19 protein-coding genes are annotated in these 21,785 nt (G+C 41.4%); 5 read left to right on the top strand and 14 right to left on the bottom strand.

Annotated features, from left to right (window positions below; genetic code table 11):
* Window positions 1–254: 254 nt before the first annotated feature.
* The 7 genes from AM500_RS02550 to AM500_RS02520 form a co-directional block, all read right to left on the bottom strand.
* Window positions 255–1,610 carry a murein hydrolase activator EnvC family protein gene (locus tag AM500_RS02550; RefSeq protein WP_053597794.1) on the bottom strand — a complete coding sequence of 452 codons (1,356 nt, stop codon included), beginning with the start codon at window positions 1,608–1,610 and terminating at the stop codon, window positions 255–257.
* A gap of 141 nt (window positions 1,611–1,751) precedes the next feature.
* Complete coding sequence (ftsX, locus tag AM500_RS02545) at window positions 1,752–2,636, bottom strand: permease-like cell division protein FtsX (protein ID WP_053597793.1); 885 nt, start codon at window positions 2,634–2,636, stop codon at window positions 1,752–1,754.
* Window positions 2,626–3,312, bottom strand: coding sequence for a cell division ATP-binding protein FtsE (ftsE, locus tag AM500_RS02540; RefSeq protein ID WP_053597792.1), 687 nt, complete (start codon window positions 3,310–3,312; stop codon window positions 2,626–2,628). Before ftsE ends, ftsX begins: the two co-directional genes overlap by 11 nt.
* A 480-nt stretch (window positions 3,313–3,792) precedes the next feature.
* Window positions 3,793–4,098: a cytochrome c551 gene (cccB, locus tag AM500_RS02535; protein WP_043929935.1), complete on the bottom strand. Its 306-nt coding sequence runs from the start codon at window positions 4,096–4,098 to the stop codon at window positions 3,793–3,795.
* Between the two features lie 43 nt (window positions 4,099–4,141).
* Window positions 4,142–4,957 (bottom strand): YitT family protein, encoded by an 816-nt coding sequence (locus AM500_RS02530; protein WP_053601597.1) that lies wholly within the window; start codon window positions 4,955–4,957, stop codon window positions 4,142–4,144.
* Between the two features lie 511 nt (window positions 4,958–5,468).
* A protein-coding gene (prfB, locus tag AM500_RS02525; protein WP_156319729.1) for a peptide chain release factor 2 occupies window positions 5,469–6,570 on the bottom strand; the annotation gives its coding sequence in 2 pieces (ribosomal slippage) (window positions 5,469–6,497 and window positions 6,499–6,570; 1,101 coding nt in all).
* A 212-nt stretch (window positions 6,571–6,782) separates the two neighbouring features.
* Window positions 6,783–8,324, bottom strand: coding sequence for a gluconokinase (locus tag AM500_RS02520; protein ID WP_053597790.1), 1,542 nt, complete (start codon window positions 8,322–8,324; stop codon window positions 6,783–6,785).
* A 192-nt stretch (window positions 8,325–8,516) separates the two neighbouring features.
* On the opposite strand from AM500_RS02520, the gene AM500_RS02515 reads away from it, so the two are divergent.
* The 5 genes from AM500_RS02515 (at window position 8,517) to AM500_RS02495 (ending at window position 12,147) form a co-directional block, all read left to right on the top strand.
* Window positions 8,517–9,374 (top strand): DUF1028 domain-containing protein, encoded by an 858-nt coding sequence (locus AM500_RS02515; RefSeq protein WP_053597789.1) that lies wholly within the window; start codon window positions 8,517–8,519, stop codon window positions 9,372–9,374.
* 11 nt (window positions 9,375–9,385) lie between these two features.
* On the top strand, window positions 9,386–9,940 hold the full coding sequence (locus AM500_RS02510; RefSeq protein ID WP_053597788.1) for a chromate transporter: 555 nt from the start codon (window positions 9,386–9,388) through the stop codon (window positions 9,938–9,940).
* Entirely contained in the window at window positions 9,937–10,467 is a 531-nt protein-coding gene (locus AM500_RS02505) for a chromate transporter (RefSeq protein WP_053597787.1), read from the top strand. The genes AM500_RS02510 and AM500_RS02505 overlap by 4 nt, the downstream gene beginning before the upstream one ends.
* 359 nt (window positions 10,468–10,826) lie before the next feature.
* Window positions 10,827–11,399 carry a cytochrome c3 family protein gene (locus tag AM500_RS02500; protein ID WP_053597786.1) on the top strand — a complete coding sequence of 191 codons (573 nt, stop codon included), beginning with the start codon at window positions 10,827–10,829 and terminating at the stop codon, window positions 11,397–11,399.
* 100 nt (window positions 11,400–11,499) lie between these two features.
* Window positions 11,500–12,147 (top strand): LIM domain-containing protein, encoded by a 648-nt coding sequence (locus tag AM500_RS02495; RefSeq protein WP_053597785.1) that lies wholly within the window; start codon window positions 11,500–11,502, stop codon window positions 12,145–12,147.
* 62 nt (window positions 12,148–12,209) lie between these two features.
* On the opposite strand, the gene AM500_RS02490 is transcribed toward AM500_RS02495, so the two are convergent.
* From AM500_RS02490 to AM500_RS02460, 7 genes are all read right to left on the bottom strand, one after another.
* A complete protein-coding gene (locus AM500_RS02490; RefSeq protein ID WP_053597784.1) occupies window positions 12,210–14,408 on the bottom strand; it encodes a multiheme c-type cytochrome in 2,199 nt (732 codons plus the stop codon).
* A gap of 229 nt (window positions 14,409–14,637) precedes the next feature.
* Window positions 14,638–16,416, bottom strand: a complete 1,779-nt coding sequence (locus AM500_RS02485) for a cytochrome c3 family protein (RefSeq protein WP_053597783.1) — start codon at window positions 16,414–16,416, stop codon at window positions 14,638–14,640.
* A gap of 97 nt (window positions 16,417–16,513) precedes the next feature.
* Window positions 16,514–17,482, bottom strand: a complete 969-nt coding sequence (locus AM500_RS02480; protein ID WP_053597782.1) for a 6-bladed beta-propeller — start codon at window positions 17,480–17,482, stop codon at window positions 16,514–16,516.
* Window positions 17,483–17,510: 28 nt separating this feature from the next.
* Entirely contained in the window at window positions 17,511–18,185 is a 675-nt protein-coding gene (locus tag AM500_RS02475; protein WP_053597781.1) for a tetratricopeptide repeat protein, read from the bottom strand.
* Window positions 18,186–18,209: 24 nt separating this feature from the next.
* Window positions 18,210–19,385 (bottom strand): cytochrome c3 family protein, encoded by a 1,176-nt coding sequence (locus AM500_RS02470; protein ID WP_053597780.1) that lies wholly within the window; start codon window positions 19,383–19,385, stop codon window positions 18,210–18,212.
* 29 nt (window positions 19,386–19,414) lie between these two features.
* On the bottom strand, window positions 19,415–20,827 hold the full coding sequence (locus AM500_RS02465; RefSeq protein WP_053597779.1) for a cytochrome c3 family protein: 1,413 nt from the start codon (window positions 20,825–20,827) through the stop codon (window positions 19,415–19,417).
* Between the two features lie 600 nt (window positions 20,828–21,427).
* Window positions 21,428–21,667, bottom strand: coding sequence for a hypothetical protein (locus AM500_RS02460; RefSeq protein ID WP_156319728.1), 240 nt, complete (start codon window positions 21,665–21,667; stop codon window positions 21,428–21,430).
* Between the last annotated feature and the right edge of the window lie 118 nt (window positions 21,668–21,785).

Raw genomic sequence — 21,785 nt, 5'->3', positions numbered from 1 at the left:
TAGAGCACTCATGAGTTTCTGCTCCCAAAACAGCAAACAGACTTGGATCTATTATTAATGAATAGAAACTATAAAATAAGGCGGTGTGAGCGGAGCCAAGCAGAACAACGGCCCAGGCCTAGCCTTTTCAATTTTTTAAATAGATTCTAAGCCTAAATGGTTAGCACAGCTCCGCCCCTTTTCCACAGAAAAAGACGGAGAAGCCATGCTCCTCCGCCATTGTCTTTTATATGAAATTATCAACTATAAATCTATTATCTTGGAACTCCGTAAGCGAATGGGTCGACGGCATTGGACTTGCTGCCGTTCCATTGGCCTTTGTGAAGTTCGAAGTGCAGGTGTTTACCAGTCGATTGGCCTGTATTTCCCATATAACCGATGAACTGACCTTTAGAAACAACCGCACCTTCGCCAATGCCGCGGCTTTCAAGGTGAGCATAGACAGTCGTGAATGTCTGGCCATTAATGGAGTGAGCAATGAATACAACATTTCCATAGCTGCTTGAATAGTAAGAACGGATAACAACGCCGCTCGCGGCAGCTACAACCGCTACGTTAGAGCTGCGGTTTGCCCAGTCTACGCCATAGTGGAACGTTCCCCAGCGCGGACCGAATCCGGATGTATTCGCACCTGTAGTCGGCTTCATGAAATTACCTGAAGTAACTACCGGTTCTGGTGCTGGTGAAGAAGGTGCTGGCGCTGGTGCCGTTGCTGCACTGGAGCCGCCTCCTCCTTTATTCGAAGCTGCAGCCGCAGCCTTTTTTGCAGCGGCTTCTGCTGCCGCGCGTGCTTCTGCTTGTTTGCGGGCGCGCTCTGCTTCTTGAGCAATTCGTGACTGTTCAAGCTGAATAGCTTTAGCCATCGCTGCTTCCTGTGCCCTTAACGTAGCCTCTTCTTCTTGAAGGCCCATTTTATGGTCATGCTCTTCTTCTTCCTGCTTAACAAGCTGTTTCATGAGCTTGTCTTTTGCTGAACGCTGGGAATCGAGCTGTTTCTTCGCTACTTCAAGTTCTGCCTTCATCTCTTTCAGACTGGCCAACTCTTCTTCAACTTGTTTCTGTTTCGTTTCAAGGCTTTCCTTGTCTCTTTGATGCTCTTCAAGAATACCCTTGTCAGCTTCCATGATGGTTGCAACCGCGGTTGCACGGTCAACGAAATCACCAAAGCTGGTTGCACCCATTAGTACATCTATATAGCTGACCATCCCGCCGCTAACCTGGAAGTTGCGGGCACGATCCTTCAAAAGCTCTTCCCGCTTGGCGATGCGGTCCTGCAAGATTTTAATTTCTCCCCGGAGTTTCTTAATTTCTGTTTCTGTATCCTGGATATCAGCTGTTTTCTCACGAATTTTTTCGTTTGTGTTGCCGATGGCCATATCCAGACGTTTAATTTCAGCATCGACCTTGTCCTGCTCGACCTGAAGCCTTTGGATTTCCTTATCTGTTGCATGGATATCCGAATTGATTCCTGAACGCTCTGTTTGAATCTGCTGTTTCTGGTTTTGCAAATCTGATAGCTTTGAGGCTTCTGTTTTTATTGTAGTGCCTCCAAACAAACTCCCTATGCCTACCGCAACTGATACGGTAAGCGCCATGACTGATTTTCTCACTTCCCGATTTCTCCTTTCCAGTGTAACCCATGTACAGGTAAATCGTTCTTAGATTCATCCGTTATGAAATAATTGTTTTTTCGCTCATGATACTCGCTTCAACCAACGACTTTTAGACTCAAATAACTATGTGACAACTCGTTACCCTTTTAAAAACTTGCGGACTGACATCAAGCTTCCCCATACACCGATTAATGCCCCCATCAGGATGAGAAGCCCGGATACCTGATACATGAATGGGTCAAACGGAAGGATTTGAATAAAATGTCCATCAAGAAGCGGCGAGATAAACTCATATGCCTGGTAATAGGCGATAGATAGTAAGACAATCGGCACAACCGAGCCAAGAACTCCGAGCCACAGCCCTTCCAGGAAGAAAGGCCAGCGGATAAACGCATTAGTTGCACCCACCAATCTCATAATCTGAATTTCTCTGCGGCGGGCAATAATTGTAATTTTAATTGTGTTAGAGATTAAAAATACTGCAGTAAAAAGCAATCCAGCAATTAAGGCAAGCCCTACGTTCCGGCTGGCACCGATGAAACTAAACAGCCTTTCAACGCTTTCCTGGCCATACTGGACTTTATCCGTAAATTCCAGAGCATCGATTTTGCCTGCAGCCTTCATTGTATCTTCGGGGTTTTTCGTTTTTACGATAAATACATCACTTAAAGGATTGTCCTGCTCAAATAGCTTGTAAGATTCACCGAGATTGTTAATGAGAATATCAAGTTCTTCTTCTTTTGATGAGTACACAATTTCCTCAACTTCCGGGATGGAATCTATTTGCTCCTTTAACACCTGCTGCTGTTTCTCATTAGCAGTGATATCGATGTGAACGCGGATTTCCACGTCCTCTTCTATGGTTGTAGCAACCTTGTTGAGATTCATCATAATAACGAAAAAGACACCGACAAGAATGAGTGTAACAGTGACGGCACCAACGGATGCAAATGTCATCCAGCCGTTCCGGCCAATGCTTTTCATACTTTCGCGAGCGTGGCGGCCAATGGTTCTAACTTTCATAACCGTAGTCACCTCTTTGCTCGTCGCGAACAATCCTGCCATCCTCAATCGCAATGACGCGATGCTTGATAGTGTTCACGATTTCTCTGTTGTGGGTTGCCATGACAATCGTGGTTCCCCTTGTGTTGATCTCATCAAATATCCTCATAATCTCCCAGGATGTTTCAGGATCGAGGTTGCCAGTAGGCTCATCCGCAATAACAACTTTAGGTGAGTTGACAATGGAACGGGCGATTGAGACCCTTTGCTGCTCACCGCCGGAAAGCTCGGTTGGCAGCATTCTAGCCTTATGCTTTAAGCCCACAAGATCAAGCACTTCCATAACCCGCTTCTTAATGACCTTCGGCTGTTCCTCAATAACTTCTAGAGCGAATGAGACATTTTCATAAACTGTCTTCATTGGCAGCAGCTTATAGTCCTGAAAGACAACACCGAGGTTGCGGCGGAAGATAGGAACCTTTTTCTGCTTCAGTTTCGCAATATTAATTCCATTTATTAGGATCGTTCCTGATGTGGGCACTTCCTCGCGATACATCATTTTTATAAATGTCGATTTACCAGCACCGCTCGGTCCCACAACATAAACGAATTCACCCGCGCCAATACGAATATCTATGCCATTAACAGCAGTAACGCCGTTTGGATACTTTTTATAAACACTCTGCATTTCTATCATTTATTTAATCACCTTACTAGTTTTTGTCGACTGTACAATTTGTTGACTGATCTTGTTGACAGTATTCTTGTTTATCTGACAAAAAAACCAATGTGTGTTGTAACACAAACCCATTATATCATTCAATTCATGTAAAAAAAGGGGGAGAAATATTACAGTTTCTTTTCAAAGTGAACTTCCATTTACAATTTTATCCTGTATTGGACAAAAAAACTAGAAATACTTTCTTTAAGGATAATTTTGTCACTTGAAAATTTTACTATGAATATAGTCAAAACAATGTTTAAAGGAAGTTAATGCTTTTCTTATATAACATGTCATTTCCTTGTCATTATGACATTTCGATTACAAAACCTTTTTGAACAACTCGTGAAAATTTTAACGAATCCGTTTGCATTTTAAAATTACTATTGGTTTTCTTCATTCCGTATTATAACATTTCATAAAAATACGCCCTGCCATTCGACAGGACGCTTTGCTTTATTTCTTTTGTGAAAGCCATTCTGCTACCTTGGATGCCTCTTCACCTTTATAAAGGCCAGGAGGCATACCGCCTTTTCCATCCACGATGATCTTCTCAATTTCTTCTTTTGAATATTTACTGCCCACTTTTGTAAGCTCTGGAAAAGACCCGCCAGACAGGTCAACACCATGGCAGCCTGAACATTTTTGTTCGTATAGTTTCTGGGGATCCGCGCTCGCGGAATCGCCGCCGCCACTATCACCGCCACAGGCAGCAAGCACCATGGAAGCACCCATAATCAAGGTAATCAACTTTTTGTTCATGTATTTAACTCCTTTTATAAGTACTTAGTTAATTATACCAGCTTCACTCCCGTTTGAAACCCTCTCCAAGCACTTCGGCAGCATCCATTACAATGACAAAAGCGGTTGGGTCAATGGTTTTAACTAATTGTTTCAATTTTGTGAACTCCCATTGATCAACAACGCACATCAGGACCGGCTTCTCTGCATCGGTATATCCACCATATGCAGACAGCCTTGTTACCCCCCGGTCAATCTTGTTTAGAATACCTTCGCGGACCTCTTCCTGTTTACTCGTTATAATCATTGCCATTTTCGAAGTTCCAAAGCCAACCTGTACGAGATCGATTGTCTTACTTGTTACATACAGGCCAATTAGAGCGTAAAGGCCCCTTTCAATATCAAAGACGAGTGATGCAGCAAGAACTATAAGCCCATCAATTAATACGACACAGCGGCCAAGGGTCAAGCCGGTATACTTATGCATGATCTGGGCTGCAAGATCTGTCCCGCCTGTCGAAGCCCTGCCGCGAAAAACAATGCCGAGGCCAAGCCCGACTCCTACTCCTCCAAATAATGCACCGAGAAGCGGGTCATTCGTCCATGGCTCGAGATTTGCCGAAGCAAAGACAACCAAAGGCAAAAATATTGTGCCGATAAGAGTCTTAATACCAAACTGCCTGCCAAGCAACAAAACACCCGCAATAAACAGCGGGATATTCAACGACCACTGTACAAATGCCGGTTCCCACCCGAATGCCGCATCGGTAATGGTTGATATTCCACTGACTCCTCCGGAAGCGATTCGATTCGGAAGAAGGAACAAATTAAAGGATAATGCGACAACAGCGGAGCCAGTTAGTATGTATATATATTCCATGATTTTTTCTAATGGGGTTGCTGTTAAATCATGATTTCTTCTTCTTTTTGCTTTCAATGGCCAACACCTCTTAGTTAATACGATAATTCCCGCAGAAATAGCGGTTCATAAAGCCGTTTTGATTATACCATCCTAGAGGGGATAAACATAATGAGAAACTATTTTCAGAAAACAAAGGGATTCCATCCGACAAAATAAAGCTAGGACCAATACAAAAAGCCCTTGCCAGCAAATTATTGCAGCAAAGGCTTTTCTGTTTATTTTTATATGACTTAAACTTATGGTTTTCTATATTTCCGCTCCTGGCACTTCGCTTTCCGCGGGCGGTCGCGGAGCCTCCTCGGCGCCTGCGGCACCTGTGGGGTCTCCCCTGTCCGCTTTTCCCGCAGGACGTTGAATAATCATCCTTGAAAAGGTATCGCAGGAGAAAATGCGGTACCTTCCGCTCCAATTAATTTAATAAAGTGTCACCACATCAGCAATTCTTTAGTTTAACGTTATAGTAACTTTATTAAGACAACTTTGACCTTAGGTACGAATCGATGAACTGATCGAGGTCTCCGTCCATCACACCCTGGACATTTCCGGACTCTGAACCAGTACGGTGATCCTTTACCATTGAATATGGGTGGAATACATACGAACGGATCTGGCTTCCCCAGCCAATTTCCTTCTGCTCGCCGCGAATCTCGGCAAGCTGCTTTTCCTTTTCTTCAATCTCACGCTGATACAGCTTTGCTTTTAGCATCTTCATAGCTGCATCTCGGTTCTTAATCTGGGAACGCTCCGACTGGCAAGTCACAACGACTCCGGTCGGTATATGTGTAATTCGCACTGCAGAATCGGTCGTATTAATATGCTGTCCGCCTGCTCCGCTTGCACGATACGTATCAATTTTCAAATCCTCAGTACGGATATCAACTTCTATATCATCATCAAGCTCGGGCATAATTTCACAAGATACAAACGATGTGTGGCGCCTGCCGGAGGAATCGAATGGTGAAATTCGCACAAGCCGGTGTACCCCTTTTTCCGCCTTAAGGTATCCATAAGCATTATGGCCCCTGATTGCGAGTGTCACACTCTTGATTCCTGCTTCGTCTCCAGGTAGGTAATCCAGCGTTTCCACCTTGTAGCCGCGCTTTTCAGCCCAGCGCGTATACATCCTGAGAAGCATCGAGCCCCAATCCTGCGATTCTGTACCGCCCGCACCAGGGTGAAGCTCAAGGATTGCATTATTTTTATCATAAGGCTCGCTTAGTAGCATTTCCAATTCGTATTCATCCAACTGCGCAGTCAGCGTCATAAGCTCATCTTCAAGCTCCGCCTGCAGCTCAGCATCCAGTTCTTCTTTTAGAAGCTCGAACGTTACGTCAAGGTTCTCATAAGAATCATTCATTTCCATGAACGTGTTTACCTGCTCCTTAAGTGCGTTTGCTTCATTAATTACCTTCTGTGCAGCCTCCTGATCATTCCAAAAATCCGGATGCAGCATTTCGTTATCAAGCTGTGCAATGCGTGCCTCCTTTTCCTCTAGGTCAAAGAGACCCCCTGAAGCCCGCTAATCGCTTAGCTGTTTTTTCTAATTCATTCCTGATATCTGCCATTTCCATATCAATCACCTCATATAACTTCCGTAAGATTCATCATTATACAGTATATCGTGTAATGAGTGGAATGCCAAAGTGTGAGGGAAAAATTGCATAATTGGGTCTGCGTCCAGGAAAGTTTCCTTTATTAAGTATGACGTTACGGGCGTTCCGCTCCAATCGACACTGCTATATAATGAACAATAACCACTAACACAGCCTTTCATTAAACTGTTTTATTCCCCTCTTTGATATGCGGAAATGGCATCAAACTGCTCTTTCAACGAATTATACAAAGACATATAGATGGGATGGAGGTGTTCGTAGACTTGTTTGTTCTCTTCAATTGGATACTGAACAGTTTTTACAGAAACCAACTTTTTCACATCCTCAAGCGAAGATATTTCACCTAATGCAAATAAAGCAAGAGCTGCAGCTCCTAATCCAGAACCTTCATGGCTTTCGGGAACAAACACAGGTTTTCCTGACACATCAGCGAGGATCTGCCTCCAAAGCTCTGAACGGGCAAAGCCGCCGGATACCCTTATCTCCCCGGGTTTTCCAGCCATATTTTCCAAAAGGACTCCCACACTGTAAACAGCATAAATAATTCCCTCAAGAACAGCACGGATTAAATGCCCCTTCTGATGGGTTAGCGTGATTCCAATAAAACCACCCCGAGTATTTGCGTCCCACATCGGGGCCCTTTCTCCAGAAAGATAAGGAAGAAAAATCAATCCTTCAGCCCCTGCAGGCACCTTTGCCGCCTCATCAATCAATAAATCGTAAGGATCCACTCCCCTACTCTCAGCCAGTCCTGAAACATCACTTGCTAACTGGTCCCTCAGCCACCTTAGTGCGATACCACCATTATTAATAGGCCCGCCAATTACCCATCTTCCGTCTGCAAGATAATAACAAAACGTCCGCCCCTTGGATTCGAGCAACGGCTCCTTTACAACTGTTCTGATTGCACCGCTCGTTCCAATAGTTACTGCATATTCACCCTCACCGATTGCCCCTACCCCAAGATTGGCAAGAACCCCATCGCTTGCCCCCACAATCACAGGCAGATCAGCCGGAATTCCCATTGCAGCTGCAAAGCTCCAATCCATATGCCGATACACATTTGTAGTCGGCACCGGCTTCGATAGTTTTTCTTTTTGAAGTTCAAGCAGTTTAAGGACTTCTTCATCCCAATCCAACTTCTGCAGATTGAACATTCCGGAAGTTGAAGCAATCGAATAATCGACAACGTATTCACCATACAATTTCCACATGACATACTCTTTAATCGAAATCCACTTGCTGGCTTTCAGATAAAGGTCAGGGCGTTCATATTTCATCCAGAGCAGCTTGCAAAGAGGTGACATAGGGTGGATTGGTGTTCCCGTCCTCTTATAAACGTCTTCTCCATTCCAGTCTTTTCTAAGCTTTTCCGCGTAAAAATGGCTTCTGTTATCAGCCCAGATTATACTATTTGTAAGCGGCTCCCCGTCTCCATCCACTGCAAGGATGCTATGCATCGCCGCTGAAATGCCAATGGCGATGAGCTCGGAAGTATCAATTTTAGATTTATTCAGAACGTTCCTAATTGATTCCACAACTGCTTCAACTATCATGTCTGGATCTTGTTCTGCCCAGTCTGGCTCTGGATGAATGATTGGATATTCTACAGCACCTGAAGAAACCGGGCTCCCGTCCTTTGTGAACAAGGATGCCTTAGTTGAAGTTGTCCCAATATCCAGGCCTATTACATATTTCTTATGTACATCCACGTTAATTCCTCCCCAGGATCAAGGCGTAGAAAATAACCTACTATGATAAAATACATTCACATAAAAGAAGTATATCAAACATTCTTCCCATTACAGAAAATCCTGTTCTCACTGCAGGAATATTTCTTCGGATATCGAAATGATTTAGGTGAGGAAATCTTAAATACATCTTTAGACAAGGAGTTGTTATTCATGACCTTTTCAATTATAGGGTTTGATCCTGTGGAAAAAGAATGGGGAATTGCGGTTCAGTCCAAGTTTCTTGGAGTCGGAGCAGTCGTCCCATGGGCTAAGGCTGGTGTTGGTGCAGTCGCAACCCAATCCTACGCAAATACTTCTTATGGGCCGCGCGCACTCGAATTGATGGCTGAGGGGAAAACTGCGGAAGAAACATTGAAGCTCATCCTTGAAGAGGATAAAGAGCGGGAAATGCGCCAGGTTGGAATTATTGATTCTTTTGGTAATTCTGCAACCTACACTGGTTCACAATGCTATAATTGGGCTGGCGGGATTACCGGCAATCACTTTGCAGCCCAGGGAAATATCCTCGTTGATGAACATACTATCGGTAAAATGGCCGAAACGTTTACGTCGATGGCAGGAACACTGGCAGAACGGTTGCTAGCTGCCCTTGATGCAGGCCAGGAGGCTGGCGGGGATTCACGCGGCCAGCAGTCCGCTGCATTGTATGTAGTCAAGGAGCGCGGAGGTTACGGAGCCTTCAACGATCGCTATATCGATCTCCGGGTGGATGACCATCCTCAGCCAATAAAAGAACTTATTCGTATCTATGGCCTTCAGCAACTTTACTTTGCTCCTTCAAAGCCTGAAAAGGTTGTTCCTGTCGATGGTGAAATTGAAACTGAACTAGTCGAACACCTTGGCAGACTTGGCTATTTTAAAACCAATTTTGCAGGAAGAGATGATATTCTTAAAGCGTTGACCGCTTATCTTCATACCGAAAACTTTGAAATGCGGGAACAGGAAACAGGTTTTATCGATCTGGACGTCCTTAATTATATGAAATTACAGCAACAGAACCAGAAATGAGATGACATTAAATGAAACAAAAAGATTTATTCATGGCTTTCTTCCGGGTTGGCATGCTCGGCTACGGAGGGGGTCCTTCTTCAATACCACTCGTACAGAAGGAGGTTGTCGGCCGATACAAATGGATGGACGGTGATGAGTTCGGGGATGTCCTGGCACTGGCAAATGCGCTTCCCGGACCGATTGCTACAAAGCTCGCCGGATACATAGGATACCGGGTAGCAGGACTCCCTGGCATGATTAATGCTGTCATGGCAACCATCCTTCCAACTATATTCCTGATGATTCTGCTCCTGACCGGGCTTAACGCCTTCAAGGACCAGCCATGGGTAAGCGGCGCAGCATCAGCTGTTGTCCCAGTTGTCGCTGTCATGCTTTTAACAATGACATGGGAATTTGTAAAAAAATCAACCAGTTCTAAGCTCGGCAAGACATGGACTATCATTCTTGTTGTGGCAAGTTTTGTTTTGCTCGAGGCACTCGGCGTCCATCCTGCTATCATTATTTTCACACTCCTTCTTGGCGCGCTCCTAATGAAAGACAAAAAGAAGGAGGGCAAAGCATGATTTATTTAAAAATTTTCTGGGCATTTTTCCTTCCGGGCATCCTAGGCTATGGTGGCGGCCCCTCTTCAATTCCACTAATTGAAGCGGAAGTCGTCGACCGGTACGAATGGATGACAACCAGCGAATTCTCCGAGGTTTTAGCCATGGGAAATGCGTTGCCAGGACCGATTGCTACAAAAATGGCTGGCTATATCGGGTATGAAGTCGGGGGAGTGGCTGGTTCTGCAATTGCTGTATTTGCCAGTGTTGCTCCGTCGTTGATTTTAATGATTAGCCTGCTAAGCCTTCTGCTGCGGCACAAGGAATCACCAAAAGTTAAACGGATGACAATGATTGTCCGCCCTGTCATTGCTGCGCTTCTCGGTGTTATGGCATGGGACTTTTTTGTAGAATCGTTTCAGGGGCCGGGACTATTGCATACAGTCGTATTGGCGGCCGGGAGCCTGCTCTTGATGGAAAAATTAAAAGTCCATCCGGCTTATGTGATTGCGGGAAGCTTGGTGTATGGTGCGGTATTTTTAGGATAGTTTAAAAGACGGTAGGGGTTACCCTACCGTCTTTTCTTTTTCTTAAAATGGCAAATGACTTCGACAAATTGATCAGCTTCCGTCATGGAGTGGCAAATTATTTCCCAGGAAACGACGGTACATAACATATAAAGTAAAAATTAAGACCGGGATAATAAACCTTGGTAATTCTGTTGTATAACCTTTAGTAATACGAATTAAGGTAAATAAAATCCTCCCTTTCAAAATATATTAATATAAACCTCTAAAACTTCTAAATACCTTTCTATAATCCGACAAAATAAGTGGAAAATTTCACAGTGAACCTGTCAGATAAAGGCAACTTCTGGTAAAATTTTAAGTGAAACGGGAGGATTGCCATGATATTTAAAAAAAGAAAAAAGTATCAGGAAGATGAAACAAATAGAGAAAATCCACTTCCTGAGAAGAGAGAGTCAAAACGACATAAAAATCCAATCAAACGATGGAGATTTATGGTTTTTAGCTTATTTACCCTGATTGGAATTGTCGCTTTTGGATATGGTGCAATAAGCTATGCATCTAGCAATTCATTTTGTGTCAGCTGTCATGAAATGACCCCGCAGCATGCAACATTCGAAGCTAGCGCACATAATCAAATTAAGTGCACCCAATGCCATATTAAACCTGGGCGCAAAAACCAAATCTTACATAAAGTTGACGAAATTAAAGGGGTGTATACTCACTTTACTGCAACTTCAGAAACAATAACTAAAACTGCTATCGTCTCAAGTGAAAACTGCGAACAGTGCCATTCAAAAAATCGCCTTGTCACCGCTGCAGGAGATACTATCATCAATCACGAAGGCCATATAGAAGCTGATATTCCTTGTGTAACTTGCCATAGCGGTGTAGCCCACGCCAAAATTGTGGAGGGGGATCCGCGATTCCTCTACTTATACGGCCTGGACTAGTGAAAATATTAAGAAGCTGATTGGTGATAAAAACGTCAAGCCAAATATGGGAACTTGCATTGACTGTCACGAAAAGGTTAACCTAGGGGAAAAACCTTGGTTGGACGAAGATTATTCCCTTCAAGTTAGTCATATAGGGTCTAACAAAAAAGATATTTTATATAAGTATGATACTCCGGAAGCAAATGCAGGTGTATTGGAAAGGGAATTACCGGAAAATACACAAAAAATCATTCTCGACGCAATTGATGGACAAGGAAAAGATGTAAAGCTATCTATGGCATGTAAAACTTGTCATCGGGAAATCAATACACCCAACAATCATGACAATGCTGATTGGGAAAAGAGCCATGGTTTGTATGCTGTTAAAGAGTTAAACGAATGCTTGAATTGCCATAAAGATTCACTCTGGATAAAGCAACTGGAAAAACAAGACATCAAGACCCTATTAAGTGAGACTAAACCAGAAGAATTAAAAAGTAACAACCTTTCGGCTGCAATAGATGCATCCCGAAACAATTATTTCTGCACAATTTGTCATGCCACACCGCCTAAAAATCATATTGACCGCGACGATTGGTTGTTTAATTCTCACAGACAAGAATCAGTTACACAGGAACAGAGAAAAAACTGTTATGTGTGCCACGATAATGAAAAACCAATTGGAAACAAGACTACTGCCCCATCTGACGTTTATTGTGATTTTTGTCATAAAGGCCTGTTCTCTAATGAACCTAAAAACTTGTAATTATATTAATAAAAGCTTGTAAATCAGCCAAATCGGTAGATTTACAAGCTTTTTCAAATGCCTTAAGGCGTTGATTTAACACCCTTTGGTGCATGTGCTGATTCCATTAAAGCTTTTTGAAGTGTTTCTTCATGTCTTGTTGCATCATAGCTATTTGTATGACAAGTGGCGCATGCGGCTTCATTTGATTTATTGTGGCCTGGATTTTCCGGATTAAGACTAATACCTTCTTCATCATATAAAGGTTGACCAACTCTGCCATAAATTTCAGTTTTCCCATTGTGGCATTTTACACAGAAATTTCTTTCATTTACAGCATCCCACTTTAGTCCAACTGATTGGAATTTATCAGGCGCATCAATTATTCTCTCATTCCCCAATTCATCTCTTATCATCTTGATATTCTTTGAACCATGGGTTTCATGGCAATCAGCACAAGGAATGGACCCCGATAACTGGCTGCCATCAGCTTGAATTGAGCCTTCAGAAGCAACAAAGTTATGCTTGGAATCTGTTAGATTAGGTTTTTGATTTGGATCGGGTGCAGAATAATAATATTCAATGTCCGTTTTTACTTGCTTGGCCGTAACTTTATTTGCATTGTGACATCTTAAACATAATGCATAATCGGATAATGTACCTTTTGATAAAAAGGATTTATTGTAGGAGAGCACCTTGGCAAAAAGATCTCTTTCCCCATCTTTATCCAAATCATAAATATTTCCATCATCATGGCAATTTAAACAAGCAGTTTCCATACTATCAATAACCAGTTGTTTTCCCTCTGAGTCAGCTTTATGTGTATATACAATTCTATTATTAAGTAGATTAGGGTTTTTTTCGGTTCTATCCAAGTGAGGATTATGACAGCTAGTACATGAATCAGTTTTTTTCAGTGCGTCCACTGCGCCTGAATCCTTATTTATCGGATTATTATGCTGGTGGGTACTGTTAAGTTTATCAATTACAGGTGCATTCATAGTACCATCGTGGCAGGCCATACAATAATTGTCTGATTGATCCCTTTCCAGTTCTTGTGAAAACACACTCTGGTAAGATACTCCTTGTAATGACAAACTAGATTTAGTATGGGTACTATGGCAATTTGCACACATATTGGTATTTTCCGCATATCTTCCATGAGGATTATTCTTTCGGTCGTTATCATGTCCAGTAGTGAAATCATATGGTAGATTGCTCTTTGTTGTAAATTTAAAAAATTTAGCGAAAATTTTATTCCCTTCATCATCTTTCAGATTAGGGTCTATATATGCTAAATATGTTGAATTTGATTTCAACTTTGTTTCTTTATCAGGAGTAAAAAACAAATCAATTACGTTTTTACCATTAATTATTCCGCTAAATGGTACACTTATTGTACCGGTGACCGGTATTTGAGAATCGTTTGTATTTTTAGGACTTAATTGTAAGGATACTGGTGGTTCTATATAAGTCTTAGCAATGATTTGTTCTTTTAAATTCTCCATGGGCTTTTTAGAAACGATTCTAATTCTAATAGTTGCGTTTACCTCAATACTGGTTAAATCTTCTCCTATAATCAATTTACTTTTCGGTTTAACCGTTCCATCATTCACATCGACTAAAATTTCTTCCTCCTGGTAAGGAATCACAACTCCTATTTCTGAAATATAAGGCCTCTCAAGGTCCAAGGTAAATCCCAAGGTTGCATTTGCGACTAAACTCGGTTGGGTTTTATCCTTAATTTCTATCACAATCTTATACGGACCGTTTGTTAAGTTAGGCTTAAAGGACCAGGAGAATTGCTCATTGTTTACTTCCCACTCTCCCAGGAGCTTAATTTTAGGAGTAGAGAGGGGTGTGATAGGTACTTTATATGCTGTAAAAGTTGCATTCTCTGGCAAGATACTACCATAAGTAAAGCTGCCTTTAATGATCAGTGGAGTTGTTACCGTCGATTCTGATAATGGAGTACTAACTGTAACAGTCGGCAAAACCATATTTTCCAGGCCAGTCGAAGTAGTTTCTACTTGAGGAAGTAATGGATTTTGTTCAACGGGACTTTCTGTCGATTCAATGGGATTTTCTGTCGATTCAACGGGAATTTCTGTCGATTCAATGGAATTTTTTGTTGATTCATTTGTAAAGGACTTTGGAGCGGTGTCGTCCTGTAGAGCAGAATAGACCACTGATCCTGAGAAAAGGAATTGAGGGCTTAATATCAATAAAATTGCTATCAAACTTATTAGATATCGTTTAAGAAACTTCCTGTTGTTCCTCATTTTAATTCATCTCTTTCCCAATAAAGATTAAGTATTTCTCTATAGTTTATTATTTATGAACAGGGATTATATGTATATTATATCAAGGGGGTATTAGAAAAGGATTGGAAAATAAAACGATTTATTGACAAATTAATCTTGATAAATAAAAGAACAAGGTAACAAAGTTTCCATTGTTACCTTGCTCTATTAATCACTAACAAATAGTGGGGCTATTTGTTAAAAATTATTAAGGCTTATATACCCCTGGTTGTAATGAGTTGTAGTTACTCCAGGTAGTGTCATCACTAGCAATAGATCCATCATGGCAGCCGAAACATACTGACATGCCCGTATAACGCTTCAAAGCAGATGATGGGTTAGGATCTTTCAGATAATCTGTAGCAGCAGTCTTAGCAGCAGTTGTATCACCGGCATATTTTGCTGGATCAAAAGGTGCTCCAACTGCAGTAAGCTCAGTAAGGCCACGATCTAAGGAATCTTTCATGATTGTAGCATCTGTTCCGTGTGCAAAGTGGCAGCGTACACAAGTAAGCCTGTCAGTGTCTGTTTGGTGACGGTGAGCGTCTGTGAATACGCCAGTATCAGCATTCGCATAGGTAGCAGACAGATAATCTGTGTGGCAGGATGCACAGAATTTGCTCATTTGAACGCCACTGTCTTTAACATAAGTAGGAGCTGCGCTATCAAAGAAGTCATAGTTATTTGTTACTTTATCGACAGCCGATCCAATTAAATATGTTGCAGTATCAATCGAAGAAACAGTAGTGTCAGTACCGCCTTCTGTCAACGGTTTGCTATATGCAAATCCATCCTTCCAAACGATTACAAAGTTCGCAGTTGCTGGTTTAGCTACCCCAGCCGCTTTTAATTGGGTTTCAACAGCAGGTCTGCCGCCATCAGAACGCATCCACAGCGAGGAGTCTGCAATGTACTTCTTACCTTTATAATCCCATTTGTAAGTAGAGATTATATCAGAACCTGCAGGAACAGCAGCCCTTGTGTAGAAGACATTTCCATCAATAGTTGCTTGAGTTACACCGGTTTCCTTTACAAGGATGTAGTCTCCAACATTGGTAGCAGGAATTGATGCTTTTGCATATACAGTTTTATTACTAAATTTCATACCGCCGTTTGTTTGCCCAGCAGTAATAGTATTCTCAGTTTTAATCCAGCCCGCAGGGTCAGCTTTCAGTAAGCGTGTACTGTCAGATCCGTGGGGATTGTGGCAGCTAGCGCAAGTGAACTCTTCAGCCCATTTGCCAGTGTCAGCATGGTTCCCACCTGGTGCTGCTTTAATATCTACTGAACCATCGGATAAGTGGACTGACATATTGTTGGCATGAGAGCCGCCAAATGTACCTGCATTTGTTGGTGCACCAAATACGGATTTCGCACCCATTGTACCGTCATGGCATGCCGCGCAAGTGCTATATGTTCCATCCCTGAACAACAGATAATGGTCTTCGCCTGTGTGAGTTTGGTGACAACTTGCACAGGAGTTTGTGTTGTTTTGATAAGAACCGTGCATCTTTTGGCCAGATCTTTTTTTGCTTAGGCCTTCGAATCCAGTTTCGTTGGCGTTCATCAGGTTTGTGCTGTGGTCAACTTCACTTGTGTCAATAATGGCATTACTATATTCACCAACAAGAACTGATGTACTAGCAACTACAACAGTTGGTTTGGTTGTATAAACAAGTTCAGCTGTGTATCTTGCTCCTTCTGTTAAAGCAGAAGTAGTATAAGTGAATTCTTCTGTATTTCCATCAACTGTAGTTGTAAATTCTTGCGGTGTTCCAACTTCAGCATTCCCTGCATCTCTTACTGTTACTTTAAAAGATGTACCAGCTTTATCAGTAGATAGAGCTTTAAATTTTACGGTAAATGTTGTGTCTGCATTTTGCACTGCTTCAAAGCCGAATGGGCTTTTTGCAAAAGCTCCAGTTGCCAGCATACCAACCAGCAGAAGAGCAAAAAGCATTGAGAAACTAAATTTCGCCTTACTCATCTCTAAAAAACCTCCCTGTTTTTCTCTTTTAAAGCCAGTTACTATTAAACTTTATTACTTCTTAGCTCCGCACCACCCCCTTAAATGCAATGTGATTTTAAAAGTAAACTGCTATCCTTTGATTAAAAGTATCGGTTATATAAAGCTGGCTTTTTTCATCAATGAACAATCCATTAGGGAGGAAGAATTGGTCATTTTCGGAACCAAGGCCGCCAAATTGATAAACTTGTTCACCTTTGTCATTAAACCCATGTACAAAGTGGGTCATGTTATCAATCATGTAAAGGGTTCCATCAGAATCCACAGCCAAGCCTCTTGGATTTACAAATTTAGCCTCTCCTTTGCCATCTTTACTTCCATTTAGACTGCGCTTGTATTTTCCTTCCTTATCGTAAACTACAACTCTTTGATTACCTGAATCAGCAACATAAATATTCTCATCCTTATCAACCGTTACAGCATTGGGAGCATTTAGTAAGTCCTCTTTACTGGTGGCAGTGGTTATTTCAAGCTTCTTGGTACCGTCTAAATCGAAGACCATAACTTTCTTGTTTTCAATATCAGTCATATAAAGTTTGTTACCAAATATCCTAATTCCAGCTGGGCTTTTTATTGATGGCTTTGAGCTCCCTTTTTCCTCAAAATAACGGAGGAACTTGCCCTTACTATCAAAAATGGATATTTTCCCATTAAACAAGTCGGCGACATACACATTTCCAGCCTTGTCACCTGCGATTCCATAAGGGAATTTAAATTCGCCCTTTCCCTCTCCTTCTTTTCCAAACTTAAAAATTGGGGTACCTGAAGAATCAAAGGCTTGAACTTGCTTATTGTTTGTATCAGTTACATATATAAACTCACCAATTTTGGTAACATCCATTGGTTTATCTAGAGGCGTACTAAAATCTCCTTGCACAAAATAATTGAAATTGGGCGGTCCGCCTGTAACAGTATTGGCCATTTTATCAGCCTCTTCCCCTAAATTCAGGAAGTATATAGCCGCAAATAAGCCTATAGACAAAGTCGCTATGACACTCATCCATATATAAACCGTTTTTCTTTTCACATCAGTCAACTCCTTTTACAATCTAGTCTTAGTCCTTGGATGATATCCGATCAAGTGCTGTCAATGCTGGCTTAAACGTAGGATCATAGGCTAGTGCTTCTTTATAGATTGACTCTGCTTCCTTTTTCTTACCTTGATCTTCCGCTACCAATCCAATTTCATAGATCGTATCGACGTTTCCCAGGTTTAGTTTGTCAGCTTCCGCTAAAGCTTGGTTTGCTTCATCATACATTTTAAGTTTGCGATAACTTTTCCCCTTCATTAAATGGCCCTTGTAGTCCCGAGGAGAAGTTTCGGTTGCTTTAATAGCGTTTTTAAGTGCCTCGTCTTTCTTTCCTTGTTTGTCGTAAACAATACTTAAATTCAAATAGCCATCAAAATAATTTTTATCAAGGGATATGGCAGTTTTATATTGCTTTATTGCTTCATCATAGTTTTTATCAAGGAAGTATGCATAGCCTAATTGAGTTCTATTTTTGGGATCATTAGGGCTTTGCTTTACCTGTTCTTTATAAAACTTTATTTGCTCAGCAATTTGTTCTGAATCAGTGTTCTCCCAAAGATATTTATCGCTAATAAAATATCCAGCTGCTAAACAAATGATTAGAGTTCCAACCAACAGTAAAGTTGACTGCCACCAGGTGAACTTTTCATTTTTAATTTTTTTAGGTTCTTGGGCTTGAAGCTGTTCCTCTGCTTGCATACGAAACCCTCCTACAATTATTACTTAATCTTCTTTGTGACAAGATTGGCATTTTTGTTCATTGTGACATTGGTAACAGGTTTTTGTTACTTTAGCTCCTTTTGGGACTTCAACTGGATGGGTTTTTCTCCATTCTTTATTTGCATGGCTGCTTGGATGGCAGCTGTTACAGGTTACATTTGAGATTTTGTTAAGACCTGTTTTTTGCAAATCATGACATGCCTGGCATTTGGAATCATCATTCTTAGCAAAGGTTCCATGGCTTTTTATAAAACCCTTTATATGACTAGCTGGCCTTTGAGTATGGCAATCCTTACAAAACGTATTTTCCTTTGCATACTCATGGGTATTAACCTTTTTTGTTTCTATCTTTTTTGTCTTTAAAAACTGTTTATGTGCTGGTTCATCGTTAAACAAAGTTGTTTCTTTATCGGACATATATTTATGGCATTCGTTACATTCTTTTATCTCTTTGCCAGCTAGAGTACCATGAGTTTCAGTCTTAAATTCGTCTCTTTTGTGGCTTTCTGGATACATGTTTGTTGTATGACAGGCGCTGCATTCTGTAGTCACTTTCCTTGCAATATGGCAATCCATGCATTTTTCCATTTTAGGATTGGTGAATTTCTTGTCACTCATCATTGCAGTACCAAGTTCGATATCCCATTTTTCATAATCGGTTTTAAAGGTTACTTTTCTCTCTGCAATTTTTCCATGTGCGATTCCACTATGACACTGTACACATTCAATATCTTTCTCCGTATGCTTGTCATGGGGGATGATCAAATCACCCGATGGAGTAACTTGTCGCGAGTTCATATTGTGACATTTTTCACAAGCACTGTCTGGTATATCCTTAGGCATTTGAATCGGTGCGGTATAGGTTTGTGTCTGTTTTTTGTATAGTTCAACGATTCCGTTGCCCTTTGCTTTTGCTAAATTCTCGACCCCAGGTTCGATATGGCAGTTCACGCAATCTACTTCACCGTGGGAGGATGCTTTCCACGTGTAGTACTCCGGCTTCATTTCATGGCAGGATGAGCAGAATTCAGAGCTTGATGTTGCTTCTAGCCCTACAAATCCTATTGAAAAGAATAGGACTAGAAACAACAATGTAAGAGTCATGATTTTAAAAATCGTATTGCGTAAACGAGGAGGGGCCGGAAGTTCGGTCTGCTGATCTTTTTGTTCTTCTTCCATAAGACTGTCCCTCCAGTTGCAGTTTATGGTTACGCGCCTTTTTCATCCTTGAATCCAGTTCTGTGGCAGTACTGGCAGTATACATCAGTTGGGGCTGTCGATTTCGTTATATCTTCAGGCTTTTCCTTGTCATGGCAGACGTAACATGATGCTTTATCTTCCTTCGATTGTGCTTTCGATGCATGCTTTGTAAGCCATGTGTCACTATCAACGTGACCGGCTGGACGCTCGGCATGGCAGGTCGAGCAGAAAGCACTTTCACGAGATTCATCCTTAACCGTTTTAATATTTGGTACGTATTTGTCTTCTTTGCCATGGTCATTAATAAGAGTCTTAATGTCCTGCTTGGCAATATCCCGAATCCATTTTGAATCCTGGTGGCAATTGATACAGTTATTCAGTTCTTTTAAGGCTGTACCACCGTGGCTTTGATCCCAATTTTTGCTGTCGTGGTTCTTCGGTACGGCGATTTCCTTATGGCATGTGAAGCATTCCATTGAAAGTTTTACATCTTTCTTTTGTTTTCCAAGGGCTTGAAGGATGATATCCTGGGTTTTCTTTTCAGTTTCATGGGCACCTTGGATTCCGCTCACAGACGCTTCGTGGGGCTCCGCTCCTGCTTCCTCTCCATGGCCTTTTTCTGTTGCTACAGCTGTTTCAGCTCCGTGGCCGCCCTCTTTATCTGCATTGGTTCCATGAGTGTTCACTGGAAGGCTGTAGGCTATATTTTCCCAAGGTTTTTGGCCTTTGTTCACTTTGTCATGGCAATCGATACACGTTCCCATATTCGGATTGATATATTCCTTTGTCATGAGCTTATCGACATTTTCCTCTGTCCAAAAATCATATGTTTCAGATCCGTTGATTCCACGGTCTACGACTTTTCCGTGCGCAACACCAGCATGGCAGGTGATACAAGGGACACCTTCTTTGACGTGTCCTTTATGATTTACTTTCAAGTCGCCTGTTGCAGTAACAAGGCGATTATCCGAGTGACACTGGCCGCAGTTGACTTTCATGACTGGTACGGTTTGTACAATGGGATCTGGCGGGCCAACCACATGGTAATACACTTCTTTCATTGATTCGATCTTGTGCAGGACCATGTTCTTCGCACCCGGTTCAATGTGGCACTGTGTACATTTGATTTCACTGTGGGCGCTTGCCTTGAATGTTTGGTATTCTGGGGCCATTTCATGGCAGCTGGCGCAAAAGCTCGGATTCGATGTAAAAGCGATTGCTCCGTAAACAGTCCCACTCATTGCTATTAAAGCAAACATAAGGACAAAACCGAGTTTCCACTTATTGACCGGGTTCTTCCAGTCTATATTTTTGAATTTCCTCCAAAGTCCGCGTATAAGGCCAACTTTCTTTTTACCTTCCCTTGTCTCTGTCTCAGGGCTAATTGTCTCTGTATTTTTGGATTTCCTCCAAAAGGCCACGCTGTTTCACCCTTTCTGTTTGAAATCTGCTTTTTTTATATTTTAATTAACCTCTAATGGTAGTATCTAACATTCCAAGGTTATTTTCCAATGTACAATTTGTGAATAAATTTACGAACCTTGTCGTTTGTACCTTTCTATAAGTTCCTTTTAAAAACCTTGTTAAATCAACACTTCAGTTAACAATTCACACATAGTAGAAAGGTTTTTGTATTTTATAAATATAATTTCTATTGTATATTTATTTATAAATAAACTATAAAACTACCTGTTTTATTCATAAATATGTATGGTGTTTCAAACTGTCGAAGACAAAGCCTCATGAAGAAATTATGTTTAATTTATGTTTTATTTGTGGGGAAGTTATGAAGAAATTATGAACAAATTAAAAAAGGTAATGGCTAAACACTTAGAGCCATTACCTTAATAATTCGTAAAAAGAGTTCCTTATTGCCGCTTTTTAACATTCTTGAATGCCTGAGCAAATTGTCCAAACAGCTGGATGGGCTACGCCAGAATGGCACGTAATACCGGTGTTTGATCCACTTTGTATATTCTTCTGCCATGCCAACCGGCCTAAAGGCAAACCTGCGTGTTTTGTCAGCCATATGATGGTGAATTGGTAAAACTCAGAATCCCGACAAAAGCACTCGCTCCAATTGTTACCGTAAGCAATGCAATAAAACCAAGCTTCCAACGGTTGACTGGATTTTTCCAATCAATTGCTTTCAATTTTCTCCATAGCCTTATTATAGGACTAATTATCTTTTCTCTTGTGCCGGGTTCATGGCTGCCTGTTCCTTTCTTCCCCCACAGAGACACGTAACTCACTCTTTCCATGTGGAATATTTATCCTTTATAATTAGTATAGCTTACTATCTTACTTTATAAAGGACTATGTGAAAAAATGAGCAATTAGTTCTTTTACTAGTTTTTAAACTTACAAGAGAGTATATTT

The organism is Bacillus sp. FJAT-18017 (assembly GCF_001278805.1).
In the GTDB taxonomy this organism is placed as follows: Bacteria; Bacillota; Bacilli; order Bacillales; family Cytobacillaceae; genus Bacillus_D.
The sequence above is the reverse complement of the archived record's forward strand: the minus strand, read 5'-3'. Positions and strand labels throughout refer to the sequence as shown.

What these genes read in the sequence shown, in the direction of transcription:
- ftsX (WP_053597793.1), bottom strand. Translation starts at nt 2,636, where the DNA reads ATGAAAGTTAGAACCATTGGCCGCCACGCTCGCGAAAGTATGAAAAGC.
- ftsE (WP_053597792.1), bottom strand. Translation starts at nt 3,312, where the DNA reads ATGATAGAAATGCAGAGTGTTTATAAAAAGTATCCAAACGGCGTTACT.
- cccB (WP_043929935.1), bottom strand. Translation starts at nt 4,098, where the DNA reads ATGAACAAAAAGTTGATTACCTTGATTATGGGTGCTTCCATGGTGCTT.
- AM500_RS02530 (WP_053601597.1), bottom strand. Translation starts at nt 4,957, where the DNA reads ATGGAATATATATACATACTAACTGGCTCCGCTGTTGTCGCATTATCC.
- AM500_RS02515 (WP_053597789.1), top strand. Translation starts at nt 8,517, where the DNA reads ATGACCTTTTCAATTATAGGGTTTGATCCTGTGGAAAAAGAATGGGGA.
- AM500_RS02510 (WP_053597788.1), top strand. Translation starts at nt 9,386, where the DNA reads ATGAAACAAAAAGATTTATTCATGGCTTTCTTCCGGGTTGGCATGCTC.
- AM500_RS02505 (WP_053597787.1), top strand. Translation starts at nt 9,937, where the DNA reads ATGATTTATTTAAAAATTTTCTGGGCATTTTTCCTTCCGGGCATCCTA.
- AM500_RS02500 (WP_053597786.1), top strand. Translation starts at nt 10,827, where the DNA reads ATGATATTTAAAAAAAGAAAAAAGTATCAGGAAGATGAAACAAATAGA.
- AM500_RS02490 (WP_053597784.1), bottom strand. Translation starts at nt 14,408, where the DNA reads ATGAGGAACAACAGGAAGTTTCTTAAACGATATCTAATAAGTTTGATA.
- AM500_RS02485 (WP_053597783.1), bottom strand. Translation starts at nt 16,416, where the DNA reads ATGAGTAAGGCGAAATTTAGTTTCTCAATGCTTTTTGCTCTTCTGCTG.
- AM500_RS02475 (WP_053597781.1), bottom strand. Translation starts at nt 18,185, where the DNA reads ATGCAAGCAGAGGAACAGCTTCAAGCCCAAGAACCTAAAAAAATTAAA.
- AM500_RS02470 (WP_053597780.1), bottom strand. Translation starts at nt 19,385, where the DNA reads ATGGAAGAAGAACAAAAAGATCAGCAGACCGAACTTCCGGCCCCTCCT.
- AM500_RS02460 (WP_156319728.1), bottom strand. Translation starts at nt 21,667, where the DNA reads ATGGAAAGAGTGAGTTACGTGTCTCTGTGGGGGAAGAAAGGAACAGGC.